Origin of the sequence: Rhodanobacter sp. C06, assembly GCF_002001105.1 — a bacterium.
Classification (GTDB): Bacteria; Pseudomonadota; Gammaproteobacteria; order Xanthomonadales; family Rhodanobacteraceae; genus Rhodanobacter_A.
This window is the reverse complement of sequence record NZ_MUNP01000051.1, coordinates 1-1168: the sequence shown is the minus strand read 5'-3', so window position 1 is coordinate 1168 and position 1168 is coordinate 1. Positions and strand designations below refer to the sequence as shown.

Here is a 1168-nt window from a genome sequence, read left to right as displayed (position 1 = left end):
GAGCAACGGTGGGAGACGTGCGTCCGCAGGGCGGGAAAACGCGCCATGCGCCCACCATCACGACCGTCATGCATAGATCGCGGCTATCGAGAGTGGCGCGAGACGGTGCTTCTCAACAGCCTGCTAGTGGCGAGTAACTCATCTTAATGCGCCCCCGGTTCTTTACGGATCAAATCGTCAGTGCGTTACAGTCATCGCATACCGAGCGACTTCACGATTGGCATCGCCAACCCACCTGTACAAAGACAAAGTATTCAACGCTTCGGACCAAATTCGTTTTTCCGCTTGATCACTTTTGCTGATCTGGCTGCTCTGGGCTGCGGCTCCAAACACATAAATATAAGATGTGCCTTTGTACTTCATTAAACCCATCTCGTGCCCCAGAGGTCCGAATGGCGATACGCCATCAACCCCCTTAAACGCTCTTATATATAACGAGGAGGGGCCTGGATTACCGAATAGCCTGCGTGTTTCTTGTTCATCTATTGCATTACCCTCGCCTGATAGCACCAAAATAATCTGTTCTGTTCTAGCTCCATCAGGCGGATCCATCACTTCGTTGACTTCTCCACAACGAGCATTCCCAGACAGTCCCGGATACACTCCAGAGCCTTGCCACACAACGACGTCATCTGTTTTTCCATCATTTTTTAAACTAATCCATGGCACATATTTCCATGCACGAATTGCGCCGACCTTGATGTAATTTTCGATTTCCGCATTAGTCGCTTCAGGCGGAACGATGTCTTGATTTTGTTTGTAAGTGAATGAGAAAACTTTAGGAAATAAGGTGACAATGTTGGCTTCGCTCAACGGGACTCTGTGCAACTTCTCAAATCCAGGTACGGAGTCGCTCTCCGGGATGCCGCAATATGGCGGAAATTTGAATTTCGTAGTTTCCAAGAGCTTGAGAAAAGCATTGCAAATTGAAGGATCGGAACACCTTGTCAACCGGAAGCTATACGACGCATGCAGGATTCCATCCCCCTGAGCCTGCGATTTCGCTGGCAGCGTGAGACAAAGAATCACCGCCAAGGCTAAGGAAACTCTGATTTTGCCCCGTGGTCGAAGCTCGACCTGAGGACGGATGTTACGCGATGACGCCGAAGCAGATGAGCCTGTCGATGGAGCACGACGCCGGTTTCGAACGGCACCGCAAGGCGACGCG

1 protein-coding gene is annotated in these 1168 nt (G+C 50.7%); it reads right to left on the bottom strand.

Annotated features, from left to right (window positions below; all coding sequences use genetic code 11):
• Nucleotides 1–177: 177 nt before the first annotated feature.
• Nucleotides 178–813, bottom strand: a complete 636-nt coding sequence (locus B0E52_RS18360) for a hypothetical protein (protein ID WP_139351652.1) — start codon at nucleotides 811–813, stop codon at nucleotides 178–180.
• Between the last annotated feature and the right edge of the window lie 355 nt (nucleotides 814–1168).